The organism is Vibrio bathopelagicus (assembly GCF_014879975.1).
GTDB classification, from domain to species: Bacteria; Pseudomonadota; Gammaproteobacteria; order Enterobacterales; family Vibrionaceae; genus Vibrio; species Vibrio bathopelagicus.
Genome location: NZ_CP062501.1, coordinates 487,856 through 512,595 on the forward strand (window position 1 = coordinate 487,856; position 24,740 = coordinate 512,595).

Annotated in this window: 22 protein-coding genes; 17 read left to right on the forward strand and 5 right to left on the reverse strand. The window is 44.4% G+C overall.

Going from position 1 to position 24,740, the window contains the following annotated elements; all coding sequences use genetic code 11:
* The first annotated feature begins 57 nt into the window (after positions 1-57).
* From IHV80_RS18480 to phnE (IHV80_RS18530), 11 genes are all read left to right on the forward strand, one after another.
* A complete protein-coding gene (locus tag IHV80_RS18480; protein ID WP_192891790.1) occupies positions 58-894 on the forward strand; it encodes an SGNH/GDSL hydrolase family protein in 837 nt (278 codons plus the stop codon).
* A 78-nt stretch (positions 895-972) separates the two neighbouring features.
* Positions 973-1,878, forward strand: a complete 906-nt coding sequence (locus IHV80_RS18485) for a LysR family transcriptional regulator (protein ID WP_192891791.1) — start codon at positions 973-975, stop codon at positions 1,876-1,878.
* A gap of 91 nt (positions 1,879-1,969) precedes the next feature.
* A complete protein-coding gene (gene dgcN, locus IHV80_RS18490) occupies positions 1,970-2,977 on the forward strand; it encodes an N-acetyltransferase DgcN (protein WP_192891792.1) in 1,008 nt (335 codons plus the stop codon).
* A gap of 57 nt (positions 2,978-3,034) precedes the next feature.
* Positions 3,035-4,021: an N-acetyl-D-Glu racemase DgcA gene (dgcA, locus tag IHV80_RS18495; RefSeq protein ID WP_192891793.1), complete on the forward strand. Its 987-nt coding sequence runs from the start codon at positions 3,035-3,037 to the stop codon at positions 4,019-4,021.
* A gap of 382 nt (positions 4,022-4,403) precedes the next feature.
* Positions 4,404-6,377, forward strand: coding sequence for an ATP-binding protein (locus tag IHV80_RS18500; protein ID WP_192891794.1), 1,974 nt, complete (start codon positions 4,404-4,406; stop codon positions 6,375-6,377).
* Positions 6,374-7,726 (forward strand): sigma-54-dependent transcriptional regulator, encoded by a 1,353-nt coding sequence (locus IHV80_RS18505; RefSeq protein WP_192891795.1) that lies wholly within the window; start codon positions 6,374-6,376, stop codon positions 7,724-7,726. The genes IHV80_RS18500 and IHV80_RS18505 overlap by 4 nt, the downstream gene beginning before the upstream one ends.
* 284 nt (positions 7,727-8,010) lie before the next feature.
* The gene (locus IHV80_RS18510) at positions 8,011-9,231 is read left to right on the forward strand and encodes a glycerophosphodiester phosphodiesterase family protein (RefSeq protein ID WP_192891796.1); all 1,221 of its coding nucleotides are present in this window, start codon (positions 8,011-8,013) and stop codon (positions 9,229-9,231) included.
* A 300-nt stretch (positions 9,232-9,531) separates the two neighbouring features.
* Positions 9,532-10,572 carry a phosphate/phosphite/phosphonate ABC transporter substrate-binding protein gene (phnD, locus tag IHV80_RS18515; protein ID WP_004732989.1) on the forward strand — a complete coding sequence of 347 codons (1,041 nt, stop codon included), beginning with the start codon at positions 9,532-9,534 and terminating at the stop codon, positions 10,570-10,572.
* Between the two features lie 167 nt (positions 10,573-10,739).
* Positions 10,740-11,510 (forward strand): phosphonate ABC transporter ATP-binding protein, encoded by a 771-nt coding sequence (phnC, locus tag IHV80_RS18520; RefSeq protein WP_004732991.1) that lies wholly within the window; start codon positions 10,740-10,742, stop codon positions 11,508-11,510.
* Positions 11,498-12,325 (forward strand): phosphonate ABC transporter, permease protein PhnE, encoded by an 828-nt coding sequence (gene phnE / locus IHV80_RS18525; RefSeq protein ID WP_192891797.1) that lies wholly within the window; start codon positions 11,498-11,500, stop codon positions 12,323-12,325. The genes phnC and phnE (IHV80_RS18525) overlap by 13 nt, the downstream gene beginning before the upstream one ends.
* Positions 12,325-13,128 (forward strand): phosphonate ABC transporter, permease protein PhnE, encoded by an 804-nt coding sequence (gene phnE, locus IHV80_RS18530; RefSeq protein WP_009846258.1) that lies wholly within the window; start codon positions 12,325-12,327, stop codon positions 13,126-13,128. Before phnE (IHV80_RS18525) ends, phnE (IHV80_RS18530) begins: the two co-directional genes overlap by 1 nt.
* 162 nt (positions 13,129-13,290) lie before the next feature.
* On the opposite strand, the gene IHV80_RS18535 is transcribed toward phnE (IHV80_RS18530), so the two are convergent.
* Together IHV80_RS18535 and hpf are read right to left on the reverse strand one after the other, a co-directional pair.
* Complete coding sequence (locus tag IHV80_RS18535; RefSeq protein WP_017631564.1) at positions 13,291-13,446, reverse strand: DUF3012 domain-containing protein; 156 nt, start codon at positions 13,444-13,446, stop codon at positions 13,291-13,293.
* A 237-nt stretch (positions 13,447-13,683) separates the two neighbouring features.
* Positions 13,684-14,040 carry a ribosome hibernation-promoting factor, HPF/YfiA family gene (gene hpf, locus IHV80_RS18540; RefSeq protein ID WP_017061680.1) on the reverse strand — a complete coding sequence of 119 codons (357 nt, stop codon included), beginning with the start codon at positions 14,038-14,040 and terminating at the stop codon, positions 13,684-13,686.
* A gap of 417 nt (positions 14,041-14,457) precedes the next feature.
* Between hpf and IHV80_RS18545 the strand changes: the two genes are divergently transcribed.
* Both IHV80_RS18545 and IHV80_RS18550 read left to right on the forward strand, forming a co-directional pair.
* Positions 14,458-15,042, forward strand: a complete 585-nt coding sequence (locus IHV80_RS18545) for a hypothetical protein (protein ID WP_192891798.1) — start codon at positions 14,458-14,460, stop codon at positions 15,040-15,042.
* Positions 15,043-15,469: 427 nt separating this feature from the next.
* The gene (locus IHV80_RS18550; protein ID WP_192891799.1) at positions 15,470-16,900 is read left to right on the forward strand and encodes a YfcC family protein; all 1,431 of its coding nucleotides are present in this window, start codon (positions 15,470-15,472) and stop codon (positions 16,898-16,900) included.
* A 163-nt stretch (positions 16,901-17,063) separates the two neighbouring features.
* On the opposite strand, the gene glgC is transcribed toward IHV80_RS18550, so the two are convergent.
* Positions 17,064-18,284, reverse strand: coding sequence for a glucose-1-phosphate adenylyltransferase (gene glgC / locus IHV80_RS18555; RefSeq protein WP_192891800.1), 1,221 nt, complete (start codon positions 18,282-18,284; stop codon positions 17,064-17,066).
* Positions 18,285-18,684: 400 nt separating this feature from the next.
* Between glgC and ompW the strand changes: the two genes are divergently transcribed.
* Positions 18,685-19,326, forward strand: coding sequence for an outer membrane protein OmpW (ompW, locus tag IHV80_RS18560; RefSeq protein ID WP_192891801.1), 642 nt, complete (start codon positions 18,685-18,687; stop codon positions 19,324-19,326).
* A 178-nt stretch (positions 19,327-19,504) separates the two neighbouring features.
* A complete protein-coding gene (locus tag IHV80_RS18565; RefSeq protein ID WP_192891802.1) occupies positions 19,505-21,307 on the forward strand; it encodes a choice-of-anchor I family protein in 1,803 nt (600 codons plus the stop codon).
* A gap of 118 nt (positions 21,308-21,425) precedes the next feature.
* On the opposite strand, the gene IHV80_RS18570 is transcribed toward IHV80_RS18565, so the two are convergent.
* Positions 21,426-22,145 (reverse strand): SDR family oxidoreductase, encoded by a 720-nt coding sequence (locus IHV80_RS18570; RefSeq protein ID WP_192891803.1) that lies wholly within the window; start codon positions 22,143-22,145, stop codon positions 21,426-21,428.
* A gap of 434 nt (positions 22,146-22,579) precedes the next feature.
* Between IHV80_RS18570 and IHV80_RS18575 the strand changes: the two genes are divergently transcribed.
* Complete coding sequence (locus tag IHV80_RS18575; protein WP_192891804.1) at positions 22,580-23,485, forward strand: LysR family transcriptional regulator; 906 nt, start codon at positions 22,580-22,582, stop codon at positions 23,483-23,485.
* Positions 23,486-23,522: 37 nt separating this feature from the next.
* Here the strand turns inward: IHV80_RS18575 and IHV80_RS18580 are convergent, their stop codons facing one another.
* The gene (locus IHV80_RS18580; protein WP_192891805.1) at positions 23,523-23,861 is read right to left on the reverse strand and encodes a winged helix-turn-helix transcriptional regulator; all 339 of its coding nucleotides are present in this window, start codon (positions 23,859-23,861) and stop codon (positions 23,523-23,525) included.
* A gap of 105 nt (positions 23,862-23,966) precedes the next feature.
* Between IHV80_RS18580 and IHV80_RS18585 the strand changes: the two genes are divergently transcribed.
* Positions 23,967-24,734 (forward strand): SDR family NAD(P)-dependent oxidoreductase, encoded by a 768-nt coding sequence (locus IHV80_RS18585; protein WP_192891806.1) that lies wholly within the window; start codon positions 23,967-23,969, stop codon positions 24,732-24,734.
* The last annotated feature ends 6 nt before the right edge of the window (positions 24,735-24,740 follow it).

Below are 24,740 nucleotides of genomic sequence, written 5' to 3' on the forward strand. Positions count from 1 at the left end.
CAGTTTATCGGATATTATCTTGATACATCATAGATAATGGAAGGGTTAGATAACACAATGGAAGACAAGCAATTACTTGCCGCACTGCAACAAGAACCTATCCTCGATTTATATCAGTTATTTCAAAACGTCGGCAAAGATCGCTCTCTATATGATTTATTGGAGAGGTTATCTTCCCTTAAAGAGCAACATCAATTGAGCACCCAACTTAGCCCTTTGAAGCCTCACATTGAAGGGGTACTGGCTCAATTCGACGGTACGACGTCTGACAGTAACATCCTCAAGGCGGTCGCAATCCAATCAGAGATTCAGCAACGAGGTCACAGCATGAGTCGTTACATCATGACATCAGATAATCATCGCCACTTTTCACCTCAAGCGGATTTAGTGATGTTTGGAGACTCGATCACTGAGTGGGCACCGTGGGCTGATATTTTCCGTGATATTTCTATGGTTAACCGCGGCTTGGCTGGTGATACCACATTAGGTATGTTGCGACGTATTGACACCACGTTAAACGCGAATCCCCAGTTAGTCTGTTTCATGGCGGGAATCAACGACTTGGCTCAAGGCTACGGCGTTGAACATGTGTATGACAACTACGTAAAAATGGTCAACATATGGCGAGATAATGGTATCCAAGTGTTGGTGCAGTCGACACTTTATGTTGGTACTAAGCTGCAAAGCTTAAACCCAAGTGTTGAGTCTTTAAATAGAAAGCTAAAAGATTACTGTGCGCAGCATGGCATCGAGTTTTTAGATGTGAATGCGGTATTAGCGCCCAATCAACACTTGTCGAATGAATACACGTGTGATGATTTACATTTGAATGGCAGGGCTTATCAGGTGTGGGCTGAGGTTCTGGTGCCCACGATAACAGAGTTACTGAACTAAACTCACACAGATAGGCAATTTAGCTGATACAAGAGAAACCAAGCTCTGAGCTTATTTCGTAACCATAAGGATACTGATTTGAACCTAAGACAACTGGAAGTCTTTTACGCCATAATGCAGACAGGCACGGTATCTGGTGCTGCACGTAATCTGTACGTTTCTCAGCCCAACGTTACTCGCATTCTTGCTCATACTGAGCAGCAGCTTGGGTTTGGATTATTCGAACGGGTGAAAGGGCGTTTAGTTCCTACCATTGAAGCCAAAGCATTACTGCCAGAAGCCGAGAAGGTGTATCAGCAATTAGGGCAATTTCGCTCTTTGACCAATAAAGTCAAACAAGGGCAACAGCACTTACGCATTGGTGCGCCTCCTATCCTTGCCACCAAATTGTTGACTCCAGTAGTAGCCCAGATGTCACGGGATCAACAGTCCGGCATACAAAGACTTTCGTTTGAGTTGCTGACCGCAAACCGAGATGAGTTGTGTGAAGGCTTACTCAAGCATGAACTTGATATTGCGATTGCTTTTGGCGATGAAACGCCGCCTGCGATATTAAGTGAAGTGTTGTTGGTTCAATCTCTTAAGGTGTTAATTCCGGCAGGTATGGTTGAATCGTTGTCTGAAGCGCCGACCCTCGAAGAGCTCATCGAACACCCTTTGCCTATCATTGGACTTGATAGCAGGGACCCTATTGGTTTGCTTCTCCATCAGAATCTTTCTGCTCGTGATAGCAGTTATCATCACCCTATTACAGTTCGTAGCTATAGCGCAGCTGCAGAGCTCGTCAAGCACCAAGCGGGGTTTGCGATTGTCGACCCTTGGACTGCGGAGCACTATCAAAACGATGAGTCGGTTTGTGTGTTGCCATTGCAACCGGATATTCAATTTTCGGTTTCGATGCTTTGCGCAGAGCACACTCCTCAGTCTATTTCTGTTAAGCAGTTCATCACTTCATTGAAGAGCAATATTTACCCTATAACCTAAGGTTATAGGGTGCCGATAAATAGGCATTCGGCAGCCTTTAACTTCTTAATTAAAGTAATTCCATACAAGGACTTATTAATTAGGAATACTCATGTCTATCGCTCAACCTTACCTTCTTTTTCTTGGGGATGTTACTGACCCATTAGCCGCAAAAACAGCCCGTGGTATTCACCAATGGCGACCAGAAATCTGCTTAGGCCAACTGCGTTTAACGAACGAAACTGTTTCTCTTGGCTTAACGGATATGACCTTACAAGAGGCGCGAGCGCAGGGTGCTAAAACTCTAGTGATTGGTACAGCAAACCCTGGCGGTGTTATTCCTGATTCGTGGCAGCCAACCATATTGGCAGCAGCAGAAATGGGATTTGATATTGCATCTGGCATGCACCAACGGCTGAGTGAATTTTCACCGCTTGCTGACATGCAACAGCGAGGATTGACTAAGCTTCATGATGTACGCCATTTTGATGGTGACCTGAACGTGGGTAATGGTAAACCTCGTCAAGGTAAGCGTCTTCTAACGGTAGGAACGGATTGCTCAGTCGGTAAAATGTTCTCGGCGTTGGCCATTGAAAAGTCGCTTAAAGAAGCGGGCACATCAGCTCAGTTTAAAGCGACAGGCCAGACAGGTATCTTGATTGAAGGCTGTGGTATTTCGATTGATGCAGTCGTTGCCGATTTTATTTCTGGCGCGGTTGAAGCGATTAGCCCCGATTTTACTGACCACGAGTGGGACATCATTGAAGGCCAAGGTTCGTTGTTCAATCCATCTTTTGCGGGCGTGAGTTTAGGTTTATTGCATGGCGCACAAGCTGACGCTTTGGTGTTGTGTCACGAAGTAGGGCGACCACATATTCGCAACCTTCCTCACGCGCAATTGCCAACGATTGAACAGACCATTGAAGCTAACTTGCAAGCTGCGCGACTTACGAACTCGGACGTACAATTGGTTGGCATCTGTTTAAATACATCAGCAATTAGCATTGAAGATGCTGAGATATTGTGCCAAGAATGGACCACACTTTATCAAGTACCAGTGACGGATCCAGTTCGTTTTGGTGTACAACATATTACTGATCATTTGCGACATTCACTTTAACGGTTTCATCATTTCTACGTTTCCATTTGTTAAAGCGAACATCAACCGAGTGAAATTATGAAGATTACAGCAGAACCCATTACTATCGCGATGCAAACGCCTTTCCGAATATCTCGAGGCAGCCGAACTGAGTGTCACGTTGTTCGTGTTTACATTGAACATGACGGCAAACAAGCGCAAGGTGAGTGTACGCCTTACCCACGATATGGCGAGTCATCGGAGTCTGTGCTGGCGCAAATCCAACAGGCTTCTAGCGCACTTGAAGCTATGTTTGAACGAGGCATGACCGATCCTGCAGAGCTAAGAGATCATCTTCAGTCTTTATTGACCGGAGGCGCAGCGCGAAATGCGGTCGATTGTGCGCTTTGGGATTTCGAAGCACAGCAGAAAGACCAGATATTTCCAATTAGCTTGTTTGAGTTGCCAGAGCAAATGGTTACCGCAATGACAGTCTCCATTGGTACGCCAGAAGCAATGGCAATACAAGCGCATGACTATGTGGAGAATGGCGCGAAATTACTGAAAGTAAAGCTAGATGGCGAGCAGGTGATTGAACATGTTCGTGCGGTACGAGAAGCCGCCGAAGGTGTTCAAATTGTACTGGATGCTAATGAAGCGTGGACAGGATTGAACCTCGAAGAGCTGTTCAATCAGCTGACAGAGTTTGATATAGCGATGATAGAACAGCCTCTGCCTCAGCAGCATGATGCGTCGTTGGCACACATCAAGCATCCAATCCCATTGTGTGCTGATGAAAGTTGCCACACCACGTCGCAGCTTTCATCGCTATTGGGCAAGTATGAAATGGTTAACATCAAGCTTGATAAAACCGGTGGTTTGACAGAGGCGTTAGCACTTGCCGAAGAAGCGCAAAGGCTTGGATTTACTCTGATGTCGGGTTGTATGCTCGGTACTTCATTGGCGATGCGTGCAGCGCTGCCTATCGCGGTTCAATCTGAGATTGTCGACCTCGATGGCCCTGTATTACTTGGGCAAGATGTTTCGCCAGCACTGACTTATCGAGATGGGATGATTATTCTCTAAGTTCGTTGAGCTTCAGGTTAGTCGATGGACATGACATAAATGAAATCGCATGAGTGAAAGCTTGTGCGATTTTTTAGATCTCTAGTCTTTAACTTATTAAATAATCAAAGGTTTTTACTGCTTGATTGAGCGCGCTATTCGTATGATTTACGGGCGTATTGATAAAGTAATCACGTTTCTGTCGGTGCGGTCACTTTCTATTATCGCAAAACAGACAGCTCAAGCTTTATAAAATAATTGTTATGGTGTTTTATGTGAAATGTTAATGATTACTCTTGTTTTCATAGTTTCGATAAAACTATTTGAAGTGGCTTTAAGTCAGGTTGACCACTTAACTGATTGAATCATTGACCTTTCCTGTTGGTTTTTTGATTAGAATAAGGTGGGGCGAGTGAGTAGTCATGTCTCCGAGGTGATAGATAGCAAGGACCGTTTTGAACGTCCATTTTCGATCAAAATTCCGCGTCGTAAGTGGTTTGGTTGGAAAGGTATAGAACTGCGTTTGGTGTTGGCGTTAGCCATGCTATCGATGACTACCATCTTTCTCTCTGTTGTCTCCAGTTTCACCTTTGATAACCTAAATCAAAGGCTTGTCGAATTAAAAGAGAGTGAAATCCCTGCTTTAGATAACGCTGCACGCTTGAACGACATGGTGCGAGTGATTATCACCACCTCATCACAACTCAGTGACGCTGAATCCAATTTAGAGCGCAAACAGGCGATGCTTAAAATTGAAGAGGCTATATCAGTAATGAATAGCGTTATGGTTCAATTTCCTGATTATCACGCCTACTTTAAAGATCTTATCGCCCAAGTTAATAATAGTCTGAGCCTGTTGTATCAAAGTGAGATTGAGTCCGAACAACTCAATCAAGAACTTCGTAATTTGCTTGAAGGCTTTTATCCTCTATTGCAACAAGCCAGTGATTCACTCGATAGTTTACCTGAGTCAGCCAAAGATCAAATCCAATATACTCAGTTGAAATCTCTTCTTTATTACCAATTAGGCTTGGTAGAGAAGCTATATAACGATTCAAGCTTTAATGAGTTGGATTACACCAGTTACCGCTTAGAGCAAGTAGGGGAAGAATGGTGGAAACTTTGGGCCAGTGGTGATTTAAGAAGCAAATTTCCCGAATTAGATCACCAACTCACCGTAATTTACAACCTAGCCTCAAGTGATAGCAGCTTGTATGGGCTGAAAAACAAAGCGCTCGATCATCTTTACCAAGAGCAGTATTTCCTGCAAAACAGCCGTGAGCATCTTAACCAATTAACTGTGCAGATCGAGCGCAATACCAGCCAAGTGAATCGCAATATTGATCAGTCGATTCAGCAGGCTCAGCTGTCTTTGCAATCGAACCAACAACTCTCTCTTTTCCTTTCTTTGTTCAGCGTGCTGGCTGCTGCGGCTATTTCATGGTTCTACGTGCGTAAGAGCATTTTGGAAAGACTTTTACAGCTGAAAGACAACATGTTCGCGATTTCTACCGGCCATTTAGATACCGAAGTGTCCATTCGTGGCAAAGACGAAGTGACGCAAATGGCCAAGTACCTAAAGGTATTTCAGACCACGGCCAAAGTCGTGAAGCAAACCAATCGAAAATTAGAGGCAGAGGTTGAAGAGCGCACCTTAGCAGAAGCCAAATTGCGAGTGACTCAAGACGAGTTAATCCAAGCCGGAAAATTGGCTGCGCTAGGGCAATTAAGTGTCGGGATCACGCACGAGATCAATCAACCTCTGACCGCAGTAAACAGTCACGTTCGAAGTGCTCAATTATGGTTAGGTAAGCAAAGGCCTGAAAGGGCAGAAGAGAACCTGAAAAAGATCGAGGTCTTGTTAGACAAAGTGGCTGCGATTACTCGTCACCTAAAAGCCTTCTCACGCAAGAGCGATGGCAAGATTGGTAACGTTGAATTGGATAAGGTCGTCGGTGATGCGATTGACCTGTTTGAAACTAGGCAAAGTAGAGTCTCGATTCAGTATTCCTCACAGAGCGACCAAATTGTTCGTGCCAATAGCATTCGCTTGGAGCAGGTTCTGGTGAATTTGATCAGCAATGCTTTAGACGCCGTTGAACACAGAGAGCAACCAGAGCTCAGCATTTTCACTCAAGAGCATTTGAATACCATTCAGATTTTAGTGATGGACAACGGGTTAGGGATACCTGAAGAGGACATTCCGCACCTGTTCGACCCATTTTATACCCGTAAGGTTACAGGAAAGGGGCTTGGACTCGGTTTGTCTATTGCATACAACATCATAAAAGACTTTGGCGGCTCGATTCACGTGGAATCAGTTGAACACCAAGGCACCACTTTTATCGTCACTCTACCAAAAGGCATAGCCTCATGACTGCAGAAAAACACATAGTTCTTATCGATGATGAAATCGATGTCGTTGAAGCCGTGAGTGAAATGTTGGAGCTAGAAGGGTTTAGTGTCACTACCTTTACCGACCCTAACCTTGGCCTTAAATCGCTCAAAGCAAACAGCCAGTCGGTTGTATTGTGTGATGTACGAATGCCACAGGTGGATGGGCTTACGCTGATGAGTTCCATTCAACATAGAGCTGCTAACGTCCCTGTATTGTTGATGAGTGGCCATGGTGATATCCCCATGGCGATAGAGGCAATGAAGCTAGGAGCTTTCGACTTTTTGGAAAAGCCACTTAATGCTAGTGAGCTGGTAGAGAAGCTCGACTTGGCATTGGCACAATCTCAGCACAATTGCCCAGCAACTACAGACGGTGATGAGGAGGCTGAGTTACCGATTGAAACGGTGGTTATCGGTCAATCAAAAGCGATGGATACGATACGTAAGCAAGTGCTCGCACTGTCTCATACCGGTGTTGATACCATCATCAACGGCGAAACAGGAACGGGTAAAGAAGTAATTGCTCGCGCGTTGCATCAATTTAGCCGTCGTAAGGCGAGGCCCTTTGTCGCGATCAACTGTGGCGGCATGACAGAAAGCATTATCGAGAGTGAGTTGTTTGGTCATGAGGCGGGCTCATTTACCAGTGCCAACAAGAAACGCATTGGCAAAATAGAACAAGCCAATGGCGGAACTCTGTTTCTTGATGAAATCGAAAGCATGCCGATTGCTGTGCAAATTAAACTGTTGCGCGTCATTCAAGAGCGAATGATTGAGCGCGTTGGTGGTAACGAGTTAATCCCAGTTGATATCGTGGTGGTCGCCGCCAGTAAAGCTGATCTCGCGAGCTTGAGTGAAACGGGTGAGTTCAGAGCCGATCTCTTCTATCGCCTCAATATTGCTAGCTTAAACCTTCCCGCATTGCGTCAACGTAAAGAGGACATTCAGGTGTTGTTCCGTCATTTTGTGATTCAAGCGAGCCACAAATACAAGACACGCCCATCAACGATTTACCCTGAGCAGATTCAGCAACTATGTCGACACGAATGGCCCGGTAACGTGCGTGAATTACGCAATGTCGCCGATCGATTTGTGCTCGGTATCGTGGGAGATGGCTTTGATCTTCAATCACCAATTTGTGAAACGTCCGGAGAAGATTTCGCCTTTGAAAAACAGATGGAGCAGTACGAAAGGAATGTACTGACTGAAGCGTTGATAGAGAGTGCAGGCAATATCAATGAGGTCTCAAGCAAGCTGAACCTGCCACGTAAAACGCTTTATCGAAAAATGAAGAAACACCAATTGGATAAAGAGAGTTTCAAGGCCTAACTGGTTCAGTTGTTTGTTAAATGGAAAATCAAAATCAAAATCAAAAGGAAAAGCACAAGACAACAATGACCCATTTAACTTTTAGTCGAATGGCTAACCGTTTCAAGTGATTGTAATAAAAGGGCTTTAACATTTGGCACAATGCGTGCAAACACTACATTGTGACATACGTTCACATGAGGTTTTTCGGTGTTGAGTCAAAACTTATATGACAATTATTCAACACCGAATGATCGAATAAAGGAAATTAGAAAAATAATTGCTTGTTGCAAGGAGATACAAACATGAAGCAAATACTGAAAGGTTCGATTGCTCTGATACTAGGTGTGAGCTCGATGACGGCATGGGCCGCAACTGAGTCAGCTGACTTAGGTCCTCGTCCCCTCTTTTTAGTGAACAATATGGATGAGAGCCCTTTGAAAACCAAGCTGTTGAGTTGCAGTGAAGGACCTTTTCACCGTAGTGATTTTTCTATTGGACATCGCGGAGCTGCGATGCAGTTTCCTGAGCACACCAAAGAATCCTACTTAGCGGCCATTCAAATGGGCGCGGGCGTAGTGGAGTGTGATGTCACTTTTACTAAAGATAAAGCGTTGGTATGCCGTCACTCGCAAAGTGATCTGCACACCACAACAGATGTCTTGGCACACCCTGATCTTGCTAAGAAGTGTTCAACACCGTTCACGCCAGCCAACCCAGCGACAGGCGAAGATGCTCAGGTTGAGTGCCGTACCTCTGATTTCACGCTGGCGGAGTTTAAGACCCTGAAAGGGAAAATGGATGGTGCGAACCCAAAAGCAACCACTGTCGAAGAGTATATGAATGGCACTCCTGGTTGGAGAACCGATCTTTACAGCCAAAGTGGAACACTGATGACACACGCCGAAAGTGCGGCACTGTTTAAAGAGCACGGCGTGAAGGTGACTCCTGAATTGAAATCGGCGGCGGTTGAAATGCCTTTCAATGGCTTTACCCAAGAGATGTACGCGCAGAAGCTGGTGGATGAGCTGAAAGAGGCGGGCTTTGAGCCTTCGGAGACTTACTTACAGTCATTCAACTTGGATGATGTGAAGTACTGGGTTAATGAGACGCCTAAGTTCGGTAAGCAAGCCGTTTATCTTGACGACCGTGTCTATGAGCAAGCGGACTTTGTCGCGTCTGTTGAAAACATGAAAGAGCTACACGATGCGGGTGTGAATATCATCGCGCCACCTCTGTTTGCTTTGGTTGAGCTAGGTGAGAACAACGAACTGGTTGCGTCTAACTACGCGAAACTGGCAAAAGATGCTGACCTTGAGATCATTGCATGGACACTTGAGCGTTCGGGCCCACTAGCGCAAGGCGGCGGTTGGTATTACCAAAGCGTGAAAGATGGCATCAACAACGATGGCGACATGATGAAAATGCTTGATGTACTGGCGCAAGATGTGGGTGTGATAGGCGTATTCAGTGACTGGCCTGCAACGGTAACTTATTACGCTAACTGTATGGACAGCGACGCTTAGGCTGTTGTAATAGCGCTGTTACGTCGCTAATTATAGCGTTTGTATAGAGAGCTCTTAGCTAAAGAATAATAAGAGAAAAAGCAGTGAACCAAAGAGCCTCCGGGCTCTTTTTTTACCACCGAAATTGGTGGGACATAAATGACCCAAATGGAGACTTCTTGATTGGACAGTAATGACACAAAGGTAATTAACCAATTTGGGTTTTAGTTTAAGTGTTTGAAATTAAATGAATTAAAAGGTGGCACAAAGACTGCAATAGCGAAGGTGACTTTCAACAATAAGTAAAAGTAAGGTTTGAATATGAAAATCAGTGTTAAAGGACTGTTAATCGCTAGCTCATTACTACTTCCTTCAATGGCTATGGCAAGCGACTGCTCTAGTCGTGGTGTGTTAGACGATCGATACTGTGATGAAAACCAAGATTTGGTAGCCGATTCACCAAAGAATCCAGATGAGTGGAACGACCCAAGTACGCTTGTGTTTACTTACACTCCTGTAGAAGACCCAGCGTTATACAAAGATGCGTTCGCCGACTTCCAAGCTCACCTAAGTAAAATTACAGGTAAGCGAGTGATTTACTACACGGTGCACTCAAACTCCGCACAAGTAGAAGCGATGCGTTCTGGTCGACTCCATGTTGCGGGTTTCTCTACTGGCCCGACTGGCTACGCCGTTAACCTCGCGGGTTACGTTCCAATCGCAGTGAAAGGCGATGAGTCTGGCTTCCAAGGCTACAACCTAATCACGATTGTGCGTAAAGACAGCGGCATTAATAAAATGTCTGATCTTAAGGGCAAAAAGGTTGCACACACTTCTGCTTCTTCCAACTCTGGCAACCTAGCTCCTCGTGCGTTATTCCCAGCGAAAGGCCTAGTGCCAGATGAAGATTACAAAGTGCTTTACTCTGGTAAGCATGACCAATCTATTCTCGGTGTGTTCAATGGAGACTATGATGCGGCACCTGTGGCATCTGACGTTTACGACCGTATGGTTGCAGCCGGTCGTGTCGACGATTCTGAACTGAAGATCATCTACCGTAGCCCACGCTTCCCAACGTCTGCGTTTGGCTATGCTTACAACCTAAAGCCGGAGCTGGTTGAGAAGATCAACGAAGCTTTCTTTAGCTACCGTTTTACGCCAGAAATGAGCGCATCGTTTAAAGGTGCCGACCGTTTCTCTCCTATCAGCTACAAAGAAGAGTGGGATGTGATTCGTGATATCGCTCATGCGACAGGTACGGCTTACACTAAAACTGGCCTGAAGAAGTTAGCTGAAAAAGATGCGGCTAAACGTGCAAAGAAAAAAGCCGCTGAGTTAGCAAAACAAGCAAACAACGGCTAGTTCTCAGTTCTCTAAGAAGACTAAGATTTATCGGAGGAGCTAGCTCTCACAGAAGGCTCATATCTCTCTGAAAACTTAGGCCTCTCAGAACACTTACCTCAACTACTAATCTATGCCCTCGCGGGTAGGGCATAGATCATTCTAAAATTCGCACAAGGAAATGCAGTATGGCCGTAGCAAGCTATGAAGGAATAAAGATAAACAACCTTTTTCACGAATATGTGGCAGGCAAGCCAATCCTTAAAGGCATTAATATTGATATCGATGAGCCAGGCATCATCGCGATCATTGGTCCATCTGGTACCGGTAAAAGTACGCTTCTGCGCTGTATCAACCGACTTAACGATCCAAGCCAAGGCGAAATCATTTTTGATGGCGCAGACCTGACTCAATTAAAAGGCCAAGCGCTGCGTAAACAGCGTCGACACATCGGCATGGTGTTCCAAGAATATAACCTCGTGGAACGTTTAACGGTTATCGAGAACGTGTTAAGTGGCCGTTTAGGCTATATGACCGCTTGGAATGCATGGCGTCGTAACTACTCTGCGCAAGATTTAGCCAAAGCGTTCGAATTACTCGAATTTGTGGGCCTACAAGACTTTGCCAACCAACGTGCCGACAGTTTATCGGGCGGTCAAAGACAACGTGTCGGTATTGCTCGCGCCGTTATGCAAGACCCATATATTTTATTGGCAGATGAACCAACGTCATCACTCGACCCTAAAACAGCTGTTGAGATCATGGAATTGATGGAAACCTTCGCCGAGCAGAAAAACATCCCAGTGTTGGTGAATATTCACGATGTGAACTTAGCCAAGCGTTATGCCAAGCGCATCATTGGTATGTGTAATGGCAAGGTGCATTACGATGGCAGCCCTGAAGGTATTTCAGAAGAAGACCTAAAAATTATTTATGGGGGTGAGTCATGGCTGGATTAACCCCAAGCTCTTCAACAAGTGTATCTTCGTCAGCGAATTCATTTTCTAAACATGAAAATCCGTTCAAAACTTCATGGACTAACCGTGCAATTATCGCTGCAATCATTGGGTACCTGTTTTACAGCTTTGCGACGTTAGGACTGACCTTTGATCGTTTGGTCATCGGTTTCGGTGAAAGTGAGCGGTTACTATCAAGAATGTTTCCGCCAGATTTTTCGCGTACTAATCTACTGCTAAGTGGCTTAGCGGAGAGCTTACAGATTGCGATCATTTCGAGCTTCTTCGGCATAGTCATCTCACTGTTTCTTGGTTTACTTGCTGCAAGAAACATGATGCCTTCGATTGTATCAACACCGATTCGGGGCTTCATCGCACTGTGTCGTTCTTTCCACCCGGTGATCATTGCCATTTTATTCGTGAAAGCGGTTGGTTTCGGTGCTTTGGCGGGGATCCTGACTTTAGTATTCGCATCCATCGGTTTCATCGCCAAGTTGTTTGCTGAAGCCATTGAAGAGATCTCCTTTAAACCGGTTGAAGCGATCAAAGCGACGGGGGCGAGCTTTGTTAGCGTCATTCTGTACGCGGTGATGCCTCAGGTATTTACTCGTTTCATTGGCTTTGCTAGCTACCAGTTGGATTCAAATCTACGTAATTCAACTATGGTTGGCATCGTGGGAGCGGGCGGCCTTGGCGGTACTCTTTTCTCTGCATTTCAACGTTTTGACTACGACTTCGTCGCCGCTATTTTGATCACCATTATCGCGTTGATTCTTGTGGGTGAATTTCTTTCCAATATTGTTAGGAGAATCTTCTAATGACAACTGCATCTATCGATAGAGAGTGGCAGCGCTTTACACCAAACGAACGTGTGGCTCGATTTGCCGTTTACCTTAGCCTTGTGTGCGCCATCGTGTGGTCTTGGCAGACCGTTGAAGTAATTCCAGAGTTTTTATACGACGCGCCAGCGCAGTTTGCTGACATGTTCGAACGAATGGTGCCGATGGATTACGCGTTTTATCCTGAGTCGATTCACGCGGCGATGATTGAAACATTGCATATCGCCACGTTAGGCACCTTGTTTACCTTGGTATTTGCTATCCCTTTGGCGTTGATGAACGCGCCAAATATCACTCCGAATAAAGCGCTGAACTGGATTGCTCAATTCTTTCTCGTGTCTTCACGTTCTGTGAACTCATTGGTTTGGGCATTGCTGTTCATCGCACTGTTTGGCCCCGGTGTTCTCGCAGGCATTATGGCGATTGCCATTCGCAGTATCGGCTTTGTAGGGAAGCTGTTAGCGGAAGCAATTGCCGAAGTGAACATGGGGCCCATTGAAGCTTTACGCGCGACAGGTGCTTCTTGGATGAGCGTTTTACTTAAAGGTTATTGGCCACAAGTGATGCCAGCGTTCTATTCCATTGTGTTGTTCCGTTGGGACATCAATGTACGTGAATCTGCGGTACTGGGTTTGGTGGGTGCTGGTGGTATTGGCGTGGTGCTAAACGATGCGCAGAACCTTTTTGAATGGCAAAAAGTTTCAATGGTATTAGTGAGTATCTTCGCAGTGGTTATCGTTGCAGAAGCAGTGGTGATTCACATCCGTAACAAGCTGATCTAATGAGTGTGCTGTGCGCACTATGTTTTTTGTGACATGTGTTTTGTTTGAAAGTTGAGAGCTTATCTAGCATTTTGAAGCTCAAACGACCCTAGGTACTTCGGTCTACCTAGCGGTCGTTTTTTTATCTAAAAATAGAAAAACTCTGGAGTAGTGAGTGTTTATTTAGAAAATACAATGCTTGGCAAAATCACCGGCTTCATTAGCCGTCCAGTCGCCTTTAGGCTTCTCTTTCATATCCGCACACCAAGCTTCACTACCAACCTCTGTGCAAGCCATTAACTGAGTGGCTAGGAAAAGTATCAACGCGACTTTCTTCATAACAAATATTCCGTTTTGGTCTAAGTTTCTGCTTATCACTGTACCAAATACTATTCGTGATTGTTATAGCAACGAGATACTCAAGAGGTTTAAAGAGAATATGGATTTGAGCCGAATCTGAAGTTTGATAGCGAAAGGGGATTGCTAAATCTAAAGATCGAAAAAGCCAGCAATATGTGCTGGCTTTGTAATTCTTGTGCGCTTCTATTCGTCAGTGCGCTTTAACTACTTGTCGAGTTATACCAGTTTCATCTCTTGGATGATGTCCGAAGCAATTTCTGGCTTCGTGCTCGTTGGTTTCTCGTGTAGGTCTGCTTTCAATTGTCCCTTACGGTTACTTAGGCCTGCTTCAAGTTTCTTGAGTGCTGCAGCGATAGCTGGGTACATAACATCGTCTGTAGATTTTGCTGTTACTCGTACACCTTCGTAGTTGGTGAATACTTCAACTTGATGTTGGCCGTGCTCTTTCGTAATGATGATGTCGCAGCTAATCAGTGATGGGAAATGGTTAGATATCTTCTCGAATTTACCTTCGATGTCTTTGCGTGACTCGTCGTTAATTGATACATGATGTGTTTGAACATTTATTTTCATAAATCATACCTTTCCAATGACTGTGTCATTTAAACGTAGCAAACATCGCATAGATTAACCAACTGAGAATTAGCACATGTGTGATTGACTTCAGTGTTATCAAATATTCTCTTGTTACTCCCTTGAAAGTCCGATGAACTGATCGCATATTATGTTTCGTGAATTTCAAACGTGTTTAAAAAATCCTCATTCTCGAAATATTGCTCCAGTTGACTTCGCCCACTTAGATTTTATCGCCTTAATCAAGCCGTACCTCAATGGCTTATTCTAGTCTTAAATTTATAAATCGCCTGTTTTTGATACAGATTCCGATCTTTCACTCAATATCACAATTACTAATATAGGCTGCAGCGGTTAATTGAGGTATTTGTTAGTACGGGATACTCTAACGCCTTCGTTAAACTTGGATTCGTTACCATGAAAATGCCTGTTAAATTTGCTGCGATCGCGGCTTCACTTTCTTTTGCCTTTAATGCCTTTGCTGCGCCCGTTGAGTTTCAGAAAATTCCGGAAATCATGCAGCAATTCGATACCGCAGAACTGTACGTTAAGAAGTCAGTGACTCTAGGTCGTTTGCCTGCTGAATCTGAAATCGGTACTGATTTTCCTACCTACGTTTCTGACGGAAAGGGCGGTTATAGCTTAGAAACCAACAATGTAATGACAGACGATGTGGTTATTGCAAGCATGCCGAAAGCGATTGTTGATGATGTTTTCAACCAATGGTTGGTTCCAAAAGAGACGTGGATCAGCAGCTATGGCTCATTGCCAATGTCTACCACTGAGTTCAAGCAGTTTAAGCGAATTAAAACCATCAAAGCCATTAAGATTGATGCTGAAATGCTTGAGCTAATGGGCAGCGAAGATGGCAAAACAGCGGTGATCAAAGTGAGCTGGGATGGGAAAGGGATGAAGGTTTATAAGGATGGTTATTTAGCAGATTATGAGTACGGGATTGCCCCTCATGAGATGCAAGAAAACTACGAGTTAGCACCTAAGTAAGCTGTTGGTTCTGCCTTTCTATATATTTAACAAAGCGCTCTGTTTTACAGGGCGCTTTTTCATAGCTCAATAAAATGTGACAAAAATCACGCTTTTCTGACAATTTACCGCCCGTTGTGCTAGCATGCGCCGCTTGTCTTTGTAATTGATAAAAAACGCATTACCCAAACAGTCTTTTTCTGTTTATCTGCTTGTAATGACCTCATTCAGTTTGGCCTGACTTGGCTGAACATCTGCATTTTGCTCGGACGCAAAGAGAGTAGTTCTCGCTACTTCACTATGTACATTTGAGAGCACCATCTATCAAAGGCCTTTTTGAAACAGCCTAAATTAGCGCGAACTTAGTTCTGCGTGAAGGGTTTCGTTTTTCCAAAAATCCCTCTTGGCGGCTAAGTACTCCTTAGTTGCTGACAAATAAGGAGTCTATATGACGTCTACGGTATCTACATCCGTACCCACATCTCAAGCTGGTAACACAGCTCCGACAGAGAAAGAAGTAAACCATCCGTTTCTCTCTTTGGTTATCATGGTGATCGTTGCTGCAATCGCAACCTACTTTATCCCTGCTGGCGAGTTTGAACGAGTGGTTATGAATGGCCGAACGGTTATCGACCCAGACAGTTACACACTATTAGCGAGCAACCCAACAACATTAGCCTCTTTTTTCGAATCATTTTTTAAAGGCTTCAAATCCGCTTCTGGCGTGATGGGTGTTGTGGTGTTTGTTGGCGGTGCTTTCGGTATCATCAAACACATGGGTCTGCTAGACGCATCGGTTGTCGCGCTAACCACTAAGCTCAAGAAACAGGGCTTGTACGTGATTGCGCCAGTGATCATGACGGCAATCTTCTTCAACGTCACCTTCACTGGTATGCGTGAGCTTGATGTTATTTTTATCTCATTGATGATCCCTATCTGTATCAAGCTTGGCTATGATGCGATCACAGCGTTAGGTGTTGTCCTACTGGCTAGTTGTGCGGGTTTCGCTGCCGCGTTGGCTAACCCATTCTTCACGGGTATTGCACACACTATCGCTGAATTACCAATGTATTCAGGCATGTGGTATCGCTTTATTGTCGGTATGTTTATGCTGCTGACAGGTGCTTGGTATGTGTTGAATTACGCTCGTAAAGTAAAGCAAGATCCAACCAAAGGTTTGTTGCATGGTACGGGTTACCACTACGAATCTAATGTTGAAGCGAAAACACTGACAACACGTGAGAAGTTCGCGGGTATCGCGTTCTTGGGCGTATTTGCCTACATGATTTTTGGTACGCTGACGATGGGCTTCGGTTTCACTGAGATCGCTGGTGCATTCGTTGCTATGGCGATCATTCCGGGTTTGGTTGCAGGTTTATCTCCGAACAAGATTTGTGAATATTGGACGAAAGGCGTTAGCGATGTATTGGTTGCAGTGTTGATCATCTTCTTCGCACGTTCGGTGTTGACCATTATGGAAGACGCCAAGATTGTCGATTCGATCATCTACTATCTTGCGCAGATCATTTCTGGCAGTTCTAAGCTTGTTGCTGCGGCTGGTATCTACTTCTCACAAGCGGCAATTAACCTGTTTATTCCGTCGGGCAGTGGTCAAGCGGTTATCACCATGCCAATCATTATTCCGTTAGCGGATATTGGTGAAGTAACTCGTCAAGTTGCAGCGTTGGCATCTCAGTTGGGTGATGGTATCTCTAACTATATTTATCCAACCAATGGCGGCTTGCTGGCGGTACTGGCTATTGCAAAAGTGCCTTATACCAAGTGGGTTCGTTTCTTCTTACCGCTGTTCTTGTTCTGGTCGGTAGGCGCTCTGATTTCAGTCGTGATTGCTCAAATGATTGAGTTAGGGCCTTTCTAATCTAATCTAAGTTGTAGCTGTTTAATTTAGCGCATGGATAGCTAAGCTTTTGATTGAGACCGTCTACATAAGTAAGAAGGCAGCGAATTCGCTGCCTTTTTTCGTTTAAGCGGGTCAGTGATAAGTTAGTGATGGAAAGATTAAGGAGCACCAGAAGAGAAGATCACTCTTTAAACTTGTACGAAGAGGGCACCACAATCACGCCTTGTTTGGATATGTGGAACCGTTTAGCGTCTTCAATTTTGTCTACACCAATTTGAGTGCCATCAGGCACTTTTACGTTCTTATCTATGATGCAGTTTTGAATGTGGCAGTTTCGTCCAATCTCAACATCTTCAAACAAGATACTATCAATCACAATCGCGGCATTACTGACCTTTACCTTGGGAAAGAAGATAGAGTTTTGCGCCGAGCCTCCCTCTATCACAACACCATTAGAAATCATCGAGTTGATGAATATCCCTTGATTTCCCTCTACCGAAGCAATCGTTCGTGCTGGCGGAAGTTGTGGTTCATAGGTACGAATGGCCCAATCTGGTTGATATAAATCGATTGGCGAAGTTGGCTTTAACAAATCCATATTCGACTGGTAATAAGAGTCGATAGTACCCACGTCTCTCCAATAGGCGTCTTGGGTTACGCGCCCCTCTTCGTCGCCAAACTTGTATGCGTAAACACTGTTGTTCTCGACTAGCTTAGGAATGATGTCTTTACCAAAATCATGGCTTGAATCTGGATCTTCTGCGTCTGCCAATAATGCCTGTGTCAGTACTTCTTTATCAAAGATGTAAATCCCCATTGAAGCCATGCTTCGTGTTGGCCTACCAGGTACACATGCAGGGTAACGTGGTTTTTCGGTAAAGTTATTAATCTGATGCGATTCGTTAATTTCCATCACACCAAACTCTTTGGCTTCATCAATCGACACCTCCATACACGCAACAGTTAGGTCGGATTCATTCTTCTTGTGCTGCTTGAGCATTGGGGCGTAATCCATGCGATAGATATGGTCGCCAGATAACACCACTACATGCTTAGCTTCACTGCGAGACAGCAAATACAAGTTTTGATAAATCGCATCAGCAGTCCCGCTATACCAACTGTCACCCGTACGCATTTGTGGGGGAACATTAGTGATGTATTCACCGAGCTCGGGGTTAAGCACCGACCAACCATCACGTAAATGTTTTTGTAAAGAGTGAGACTTGTACTGAGTCAGCACCAGAATTTGGCGAAGCCCAGAGTGCAGGCAGTTCGCGAGTGTGAAATCGATGATTCGATATTTTCCCCCAAAGGGCACCGCAGGCTTTGCGCGGTTATCGGTGAGAGGGGAAAGCCGAGAGCCAACACCGCCGGCCAGAACGATTGTTAGAGTGTCTTGCATAGTCAGAACCTCAATGTATTTATGATTATGAACATAGACTTGCAAGCACTAAGCCAAATGTAACTCGTTGAATATTAAAAGAGGCGGCAACGATTTCTATTTCGTTGCACCATATTGATGCATGTAGGATGTTGGTTCGCTCTATTTTGATTCAAACCGGTCAAAACAAGTAGGTGAGGTTGGGTTAAACGAAATGACGCACGGGAAAGTTGCATTACAAAACTGTCAATAAAATGAAGGAATAAAGTGATCGAGTCGATGTAAATTTACATAAATAGTCACAACTTTTCACAAATTGATTTCCATCAATAAAGTAGGGTTATTATATGCTACCTTGCACGCAAAATAAGAAATGATTACTCATTCACCAATAAGATTAAGCCCTCAAAAGGAAATTATAATGAAAAAAACAGTATGTGGTATTGCGGTTATTGCGGCTCTTATGTCAACCAATGTTCTTGCTCATAAAGAAGGTGATTTCATCATCCGTGCAGGTGCAGCAACAGTATCTCCAAACGACAGCAGTGGCGCTGTACTTAACAATTCTGACTTAGAGTTTTCTGTAGATTCAGATACTCAACTTGGTCTTACGTTCGGTTATATGTTTACTGATAACATCAGCTTTGAAGTGCTAGCAGCGAGCCCATTTTCTCACAGTATTTCTGTGAACGGTTTAGGTAAAGTTGCTGACACAAAACACCTACCGCCAACGTTTATGGTTCAGTATTACTTTGGCCAAGCGAACAGCGATTTCCGTCCATACGTAGGGGCCGGTATCAACTACACAGTATTCTTTGATGAAGAACTGAATGGCAATGGTAAAGATGCTGGTTTGAGTGATCTGTCTCTTGATGACTCTTGGGGTCTTGCTGCAAACATTGGTATGGATTACATGATCAATGAAGATTGGTTCTTGAACGCGTCAGTTTGGTATGCAGACATTGGTACTACAGCGAAATATAAAGCTGGTGGCGTCCAATACTCAACAGACGTTGATATCGACCCGTGGGTATTCATGATTGGTGGTGGTTACAACTTCTAACCCACCTTATTAGTTTATTAGAGGCGTTCAAGCACCAGCCAGCTTGAGCGCTTTTTTTGTGTCATTAAGTTTTGGAATGAATGGCAGCGATCTATTGTTAGTCATAGATTGTTAATAAAACAGAAAGCTAATTGTCATATACGCCTCCTATGATCGCGATTCAAATTATGGAGGATATATGAATCGTAAATTCAATAAGCTGACTTTATTGTTACCCATCGCCGTAAGCTCTGCTCTAGTAGGGTGTTCCCAGTCAACAACTGCCACGTCATCTCATACGTCACTTGATGCTTTTAGCCTTCAATGCCAATCCATCCAGCAGCCAAGCACTTCCAATGCTGAGGTTACCGGAATCAGTCTAGTTGGTCGTTCAATTGCCGACGCCCCGTTTGATACCTCAGCAGCCGAAATTGTCAGCTACGATTCATGTACCGATAAGCTATATGTTGTGAACGCTCAAGCTCAGAAGGTCGATGTATTATCAATGAACTCAGCTAGTGAACCAACATCAGCGGGTTCTATTGAACTTCAATCAGCGGCTGTAGCTTCTGGTATTGAGATCGGTGCCGCGAACAGTGTATCTACTTACCAAGGCTTAGTTGCTGTCGCGATTGAAAATGCGGACAAGCAACAAAATGGCATCATTGCGCTTTATCGCTCAGACACATTAGAGCTGATCACTACATACGAAGCTGGTGCACTGCCAGACATGGTGAGCTTTTCTAAAGACGGCCGTTACATCGCTTCGGCAAATGAAGGTGAGCCGAATTCGGATTACACCATTGACCCTGAAGGCTCAGTGACATTGGTGGATTTAGCGAATGGGCCGATGCAAGCGAAAGTCACCCAGATTGATTTCAAGGCATTCAATCAAGGTCAGCCTCGTCATAAAGAACTGACCGACAAGGTTCGAATTTCAGCTCCGAATGCAACTGTTGCTCAAGATTTAGAACCAGAATATTTAACGTTTTCTGATAACGGAAAACTGTACGTTGCTCTTCAAGAAAACAATGCACTAGCAGCGATTGACGTAGCGAGTGCCGAGGTGGATGCGATTCTTGGGTTAGGCGGTAAGCCTTGGGATAGCATGCAATTGGATGCATCGAACAAAGACAAAAACATCGGAAACCTGCAAAGCTACGCGATGTTAGAAGGGCTTTACATGCCTGACAGTATCACCAGCTACAGTGTTGATGGCAGTACCTACATCGTGACTGCGAATGAAGGTGATGGCCGTGAATATGGAATCAAGACCACACAAAAGTTATGTGACGATAAAGGCTTTGAGTGGGATGGCGATGACTATCAAGGCACTGAAAACTACACAACAGAGAAAGATTTTTGTATCGCTTATGTCGATGAAGTACGTGGCAAGAAGCTAGATGTTGACGCTAACCACCCATTGGCAGGTGCATTGAAAGACAGCAAGCAACTTGCATGCCTTAAAGTGATTAAGCCGCAAGGAACGCTTGCTGCTGACCAAAAGGTTCAAGCATTCGGTAGCCGTTCTTTCTCTATCTGGGATGAGTCAGGCGAGCTCGTGTTTGATAGTGGCGACGACTTTGCTCGAATCGTTCTTGAGCAAGATCCTGCAAACTTCAATAGCACCAATGATAACAACCAAAGTGGTGACGATCGCAGTGATGATAAAGGGGTAGAACCTGAGGCTATCGAAGTGGCTGAGATCAACGGTAAGCACTATGCCTTTATTGGACTTGAGCGCCAGGGTGGCATCATGGTTTACGACGTAACACAGCCTAAAAATGCAAGCTTCATCAGTTACTTGAACAACCGAGACTTTACACAACCAGTGTGCACTAAGGTCGATGAAGACGGTGATTGCGACAACGAGACTTACAACCAGAAAGCCGGAGACTTAGGTCCAGAGTCAATCAAGTATTTCACTCGTTCTGGTAATCACTTTATTGCGGTTGGTAATGAGGTGAGCGGTAGTACATCAGTTTATCGCGTTGAGTTCTAATCTCGCTTATGGCTAGTAATTAAACTGAATCAAAACAAAAGCGCCACTACTTGGTAAGTAGTGGCGCTTTTTAGTTCATAGCTTATTTCATCGCTGATTTAGAAGCGATAGATAAGACCTATGGTTGTTGCTTCGTTGGAGCTAGAGCGATCTCACGGATACATACGTTCTGTGGTTGTTGGTAAGCGAATGCTACAGCGCGAGCAATGTCGTCAGCTGCTAATACGCCGCCCATGTCTTCTTTCCAAGAATCGTAACCGTCTTTGATTTCTTGAGATGTTGTGTGAGACAGAAGTTCAGTCTCTACAGCACCCGGTGCGATAGTGGTAACACGAACATTTGAAGCAGCCACTTCTTCACGAACGTTTTCAGAGATAGCGTGTACCGCGAATTTAGTACCACAGTAAGCCGCATGGCTTGGGAATGTTTTCTTACCCGCAATTGAGCTGATGTTGATGATAGTACCTGTGTTGCGTTCCATCATCGGCGCAAGTACAGACTGCATGCCGTTTAGAAGACCAATTACGTTTACGTCGAACATTGTCTTCCACTCTTGAGCGTCTTGCGTATCGATTTGACCAAGAAGCATTGCACCAGCGTTGTTGATAAGCGCGTCTACAGGGCCGAACTTTGCTTCACCTTGTGCAATTGCTGCATCGAAAGACGCTTTGTCTGTTACGTCTACTTTCACTGATAGTGAGTTTGGTAGATTCAGTGCTTCAAGGCGATCAACACGACGAGCTAAAAGAAGCAGAGGGTGACCTTCATCGCTTAGACGACGAGCGATTGCTTCACCAATACCAGAGCTTGCACCTGTAATTACGATTAGTTTTTTCATTTTTATTTCCTCTGTACTTTTATTGCGTCGGTTGGCTACGACGTATTGTTTAAGTGCATTCGAATCAAGTGCTTGTTGCCTTGCTTCGTTGCGATGGAGGTATATTAAGGAAAATAGCATTGTTGATATATAGCGCTTTACTTGAAACACTGTTGCTGTGGTGCAACAATAAAGGTGTTCACTTTATAGCTTTATAGCTTTATAGCTTTATAGCTTTATAGCTTTATAGCTTTATAGCTTTATAGCTTTATAGCTTTATAGCTTTATAGCTTTATAGCTTTATAGCTTTATAGCTTTATAGCTTTATAGCTTTATAGCTTTATAGCTTTATAGCTTTATAGCTTTATAGCTTTATAGCTTTATAGCTTTATAGCTTTATAGCGTCATAACTTTATAGCTTCATCACTTTCAATTTCACAAGTAAGTTGGCGACCATGCTCAATCAAATTAACCTGTCTGATATTCGTTCCTTCGTGCTTATTGCTCGTTTGGGAAACTTCACTAAAGCCGCTGAGGAGCTAGATGTGTCACGCTCCCATGTATCACGCCAAGTGAGTAGCTTAGAAAAGCAGATGGGTGTGACATTGTTTATTCGCACAACTCGAACCCTGAGGTTGACCCACGCAGGGCAAGATCTGTACACGAGATGTGAACAAGCTCTAGATAATATAGACCAAGCCCTGATTGCTGCCGTCGATGATGTCGAAGAAGTACGCGGTGACATCAAAATAAACTGTGTGGGTGGTTATTTGGGGGAGGTGATCATTGCTGATCTGGTCAATGAGTTTATGCAGCTCTATCCCGATATCAGCATAAGCCTTGATTTCAGTAGTAACCGAGTTGACTTGATTGAAGATGCATTCGATATCGCTTTTCGTATGGGAAGCCTTGAAGACGCTGGCTTTATCGCAAGAAAGCTATTGGATATTGAAATGGGAACACTCGCGAGTCCCGAGTATTTCGCTCGCAAAGGAAAGCCCAATCACCCTAAAGATTTAGCTCACCATGATTGCTTAACAGGGTCGGTACGCAAATGGAGTTTTCAAGCATCAGACGATACAAAGAAAACGGTTGATGTACACGTAACGGGTAGGCTGCAATGTAAAAATGGCCGAGTGTTAGTGCAAGGTGCGAGGTCGGGCAACGGGATTATTCGTGTGCCAACCATCTATTGCTTGCAAGAGCTCAACGACGGGCAATTGGTGCAGGTGTTTGATGACTGGGTGGTACCCAAGGTCGATTTTTCAGCGATCTATCATCGAGACCGCTATCAACCAAGTCGAATTCGAACCTTTATTGATTTTGTGAAAGGTCGCTTCGAGCAAATGCCGGTTAGCTAATTTGTGCTCGCAGTTTAATGTTCGGCTTAGCGATCGGTTACATGTCGTCGATTTCGTTTTGTAGGCTTTCCAGTTGGTCCAGAATCAGTAAGAACTTCTCACCAAACGGAGTGACTTGGTATTCAACTCTTGGTGGGAGTTCGTTGAACATTTGCTTATCTAAAATCCCGAACTCTACATTTCGCTTCAAACACTCATTCAATACCTTGGTCGATAACCCTTCGACCGAGCGCACCATTTCACCGGGGCGATTAATGCCATTTGCCAGTAATTGGTAAACTGTGAGCGACCATTTACAACCGTAGATGGTTTCTACCATGCGAGCTGAGCGCTCTGGTGCCGATTTTCTTGAAAAAAAGTTTTCCTGATTTTTCATAAAGATGTACCAATAAGTACCTACCTAACCGATTTGTACTTACTATTCATAGTGTTAGTTCAAAGCCTAAGATTACCACGTTCACATGACTTAGGAGATAACAAAATGAACTTCACTAAAAATGGTATTGCAGTCGTAATCGGTGGCACAAGTGGTATGGGCTTTGAAACAGCGAAGCAGTTAGTTGCTCAAAACATCCATGTGCTGGTTGTGGGCAATAACCCAACTAAGTTAGATAAAGCAGTGTCAGAACTTCAATCGCTAGGTCATGCTTCAGGCTGGCAAGCTAACCTTTATGATGATGCCAGTGTATCTCGCCTTATCGAACACCTTGAGTCGTTAGATGAGGGTATTGGTTACCTTGTTAATGCGGCAGGTTACTTCAACCCTAAAGCGTTTATTGAGCACCAAGAGTCGGATTACGAGCAATACATGCAGCTTAATAAAGCAACCTTCTTCATTACTCAAGCGATAAGCAAATTGATGATCAAGAACGGCGGCGGCCGTGTGGTTAACGTAGGCTCTATGTGGGGTAAGCAAGCAATCAAAGCGACGCCTTCTTCTGCCTATTCAATGGCTAAAGCTGGATTACACGCTTTAACACAGCATATGGCGATGGAGCTTGCAGACCACAATATTCGTGTTAATGCAGTTTCTCCGGCTGTCGTTAAAACGCCGATTTACGAATCTTTCATTAAGCCGGAAGAAGTGGATCAAACGTTAGAAGGCTTCAACGCGTTCCACCCTATTGGTCGAGTGGGTTTGCCGAAAGACATCGCCAATAGCATCTCTTTCTTACTGTCTGACAGTGCTGATTGGGTAACGGGTGCAATCTGGGATGTGGATGGTGGTGTGATTGCGGGTCGTAACTAATCAAGC